The sequence below is a fragment of the Bartonella sp. AD328YNZD genome (assembly GCF_042196425.1).
Window position 1 is genome coordinate 1 of sequence record NZ_JBHIQG010000226.1, and the last position, 3,897, is coordinate 3,897.

Here is a 3,897-nt window from a genome sequence, read left to right on the forward strand (position 1 = left end):
TGGTGCTGGAATTAAAAAATATGCACCTTCAGCTTTTGTTATTTGTGTTACAAATCCCCTTGATGTAATGGTATGGGCATTGCAGAAATTTTCAGCTCTTCCAGTGCATAAAGTGGTTGGTATGGCTGGTGTTCTGGATTCAGCGCGTTTTCGTTACTTTTTATCTGAAGAACTTAAAGTCTCTGTCAAAGATGTGACAGCTTTTGTTTTAGGTGGGCATGGTGATTCAATGGTGCCTTTGGTGCGTTATTCAACAGTTGGTGGTATTTCTTTGCCTGATCTTGTTAAAATGGGTTGGACAACACAGGAAAGAATTGATCAAATTATTCAACGTACCCGTGATGGTGGTGCAGAGATTGTTAGTTTGTTAAAAACAGGTTCTGCTTATTATGCACCAGCAGCTTCTGCTGTTTCTATGGCTGAGGCCTACCTAAAGGATACTAAGCGTGTTATGCCTGTTGCAGCCTATCTTTCAGGGGAATATGGGGTTAATGATACCTATGTTGGGGTACCTGTTGTACTTGGTGCAGGTGGTGTTGAACGAGTCATTGAAATTGATCTTGATAAAGAAGAAAGAGGTGCTTTTGATTATTCAGTAAATGCGGTTAAAAAGCTTTGTGAAGCTTGTATTGCTCTTGTGCCTAGCCTCAAGTAAATTGAACAGGATTTTGTTCATTAAAATTAAAGTATTTAGAATATTATAACTTTAGGACTAATAATAATCCATAAAAGAAAAGGACAAATGCATGAATATCCATGAGTATCAGGCCAAACGTCTGCTTCATGAATATGGAGCACCAATTGCAAATGGTGTCGCTGTTTATTCTGTAGAGCAAGCTGAAAAATGGGCGGAAAAATTACCCGGATCTCTCTATGTGGTTAAAAGTCAGATACACGCTGGTGGTCGTGGTAAGGGTAAGTTTAAAGAACTTGGTCCTGATGCAAAGGGGGGTGTTAGGCTTGCAAAATCTGTTGAAGAAGTTGTTGCAAATGTTCAAGAAATGCTTGGAAAAACTTTGGTAACCAAACAAACTGGTCCAGAGGGTAAGCAGGTCAACCGCCTTTATATTGAAGATGGTGCCGATATTGAACGGGAGCTTTATCTTTCACTTTTGGTTGACCGTAGCGTTGGTCGAATTGCTTTTGTTGTTTCAACAGAAGGTGGAATGGATATTGAAACGGTTGCTGAAGAGACACCAGAAAAAATATTCACACTTCCCATTGATGCTGTAGAGGGTGTTACTTCTGCTGATAGTGCAAGACTTTGTGATGCGTTGGAACTACAAAGTAGTGCGCGAGAAGATGGTGAAAAGCTTTTTCCGATTCTCTATAAGGCATTTTGTGAAAAAGATATGAGCCTTTTAGAAATCAATCCGCTTATTGTGATGAAAGATGGTCACTTGCGCGTTCTTGATGCAAAAGTTTCTTTTGATAATAATGCTCTGTTTCGTCATCCAGATATTTTAGAATTGCGCGATCTTTCAGAAGAAGATCCAAAGGAAATAGAAGCATCAAAGCATGATCTTGCTTATGTTGCTCTTGAGGGTACGATTGGTTGCATGGTTAATGGTGCTGGGCTTGCTATGGCAACAATGGATATCATTAAGCTTTATGGAGCAGAGCCAGCGAATTTTTTGGATGTTGGTGGTGGAGCATCAAAAGAAAAAGTGACAGCTGCTTTTAAAATTATTACGGCCGATCCGAATGTTAAGGGCATTTTGGTTAACATTTTTGGTGGTATTATGCGTTGTGATGTCATTGCTGAAGGTGTGGTTGCTGCTGTTCGTGAGGTTGGTTTAAAGGTTCCCTTGGTTGTTCGTCTTGAAGGTACTAATGTTGAGCAAGGTAAAGCAATTATCAATGAGAGTGGTTTGAATGTTATTCCTGCTGATGATTTAGATGATGCTGCCCAAAAAATTGTTGCAGCCGTGAAGGGAGCTTAAGTTATGTCGATTCTTGTGAATAAAGAGACAAAAGTTCTCGTTCAAGGGCTTACAGGAAAAACAGGAACATTTCATACAGAACAGGCGCTTGCTTATCATGGTACGCAAATGGTTGGTGGCGTTAATCCTAAAAAGGGTGGAGAAACATGGGAAGGTTCAAAAGGCGAAACTCTTCCTATTTTTGCTAATGTTGCAGAAGCAAAAGAAAAAACAGGCGCGGATGCTTCTGTTATTTATGTTCCTCCTGCAGGGGCTGCGGCAGCTATTATAGAGGCTATTGAAGCTGAAGTTCGTTTAATTATCTGTATTACGGAAGGTATTCCCGTTATGGATATGGTGAAAGTAAAGGCGCGATTAGAAAACTCAAAGTCGCGTCTTGTTGGTCCTAATTGTCCCGGTATTCTTACACCAAATGAATGTAAAATTGGTATTATGCCTGGTTCTATTTTTAGAAAAGGTTCTGTTGGCGTTGTCTCGAGGTCGGGAACTTTAACTTATGAAGCCGTTTTTCAAACGAGTCAGGAAGGTCTCGGACAAACAACTGCTATAGGGATTGGTGGCGATCCTGTTAAGGGTACTGAATTTATTGATGTGTTGGAAATGTTTTTAGCGGATGATGAAACCGAGTCTATTGTTATGATTGGTGAGATTGGTGGTTCTGCTGAAGAAGAAGCAGCACAGTTTCTGCAAGATGAAGCAAGAAAAGGTCGTAAAAAGCCAGTTGTTGGCTTTATTGCTGGCCGTACGGCTCCTCCAGGACGCACAATGGGACATGCTGGTGCTGTTATTTCTGGTGGTAAAGGTGGAGCAGAAGATAAAATTGCGGCAATGGAATCAGCAGGGATTCGTGTGTCTTCTTCGCCATCACAGATAGGTAAGACTTTGATGTCAGTTTTGAAAGGCTAAAAGAAAGTTTCACCTGAATAAGAAAAGGTTCTTAGATTCAGGTGAAAAAGCTTGAGTATAAATAAGGTAAAACTTTTTTGAATGTTCGATCACTGCTTGTTTGTAAGCATTTAAAGATCAAAAAGAGATATGAGATATAAGGAGACGGAATAAATGTTCCGGAGAAGTATATGGCAAGGCAGGACGAAATAAATAGCCTTTTTGCACAGACATCATTTCTTTATGGTGGGAATGCGGATTATATAGATCAACTTTATGCTCAATATGAAAAAGATCCTACCAGTGTTGATTCACAGTGGCGTGCTTTTTTTGAAGGACTTCATGATAACAAAGAAGATGTTCTTAAAAATGCTGAAGGAGCAACATGGCAGCGTGATCATTGGCCATTAAAAGCAGAGGGTGAATTGATTTCTGCTCTTGATGGTGATTGGTCTTCTCTTGAAAAATATTTTGGCGATAAATTAAAGGAAAAAGCAATAACAGGTGTTGCACAAAATGGAAAAACTTCCAGTGAACAAGATATTATTCGTGCAACACGTGATTCTGTTCATGCAATTATGATGATTCGTGCGTTTCGAGAACGGGGACATCTTCATGCACAACTTGACCCTCTTCAATTGGCCGAAAAACAAGAAGATTATAAAGAACTTTCTCCAGAAGCTTATGGTTTTACTCCAGCTGATTACGAGCGTCCCATTTTTATTGATAATGTTTTAGGGTTGGAATATGCAACTATTCCGCAAATGCTTGAGATTCTCAATCGTACCTATTGTTCAACAATCGGTGTGGAATATATGCATGTTTCTGATCCGGTTCAGAAAGTATGGCTTCAAGAACGCATTGAAGGGCGAGATAAAAAAAATTCTTTCACACAACAAGACAAGAAAGCTATTCTGAATAAGCTTATTCAGGCAGAGGGATTCGAACAGTTTTTAGACACTAAATATAAAGGTACAAAGCGTTTTGGACTCGATGGTGGTGAGGCGCTGATTCCCGCTCTTGAACAGATTATCAAATGTGGTAGTGCTTTGGGGGTTAGGGAAGTTAT

3 protein-coding genes and 1 pseudogene are annotated in these 3,897 nt (G+C 39.8%); all 4 read left to right on the forward strand.

What is annotated here, in order from left to right; translation table 11 throughout:
- Positions 1–655, forward strand: a 655-nt coding sequence (locus tag ACFIO3_RS09645) for a malate dehydrogenase (RefSeq protein ID WP_375704373.1), incomplete at its 5' end; no start/stop codon positions are given.
- Between the two features lie 91 nt (positions 656–746).
- Positions 747–1,943: an ADP-forming succinate--CoA ligase subunit beta gene (gene sucC / locus ACFIO3_RS09650; protein ID WP_375606079.1), complete on the forward strand. Its 1,197-nt coding sequence runs from the start codon at positions 747–749 to the stop codon at positions 1,941–1,943.
- A 3-nt stretch (positions 1,944–1,946) separates the two neighbouring features.
- Complete coding sequence (sucD, locus tag ACFIO3_RS09655) at positions 1,947–2,849, forward strand: succinate--CoA ligase subunit alpha (RefSeq protein WP_375606078.1); 903 nt, start codon at positions 1,947–1,949, stop codon at positions 2,847–2,849.
- A gap of 170 nt (positions 2,850–3,019) precedes the next feature.
- A pseudogene (gene sucA / locus ACFIO3_RS09660) lies at positions 3,020–3,897 on the forward strand (2-oxoglutarate dehydrogenase E1 component); the annotation flags it as partial.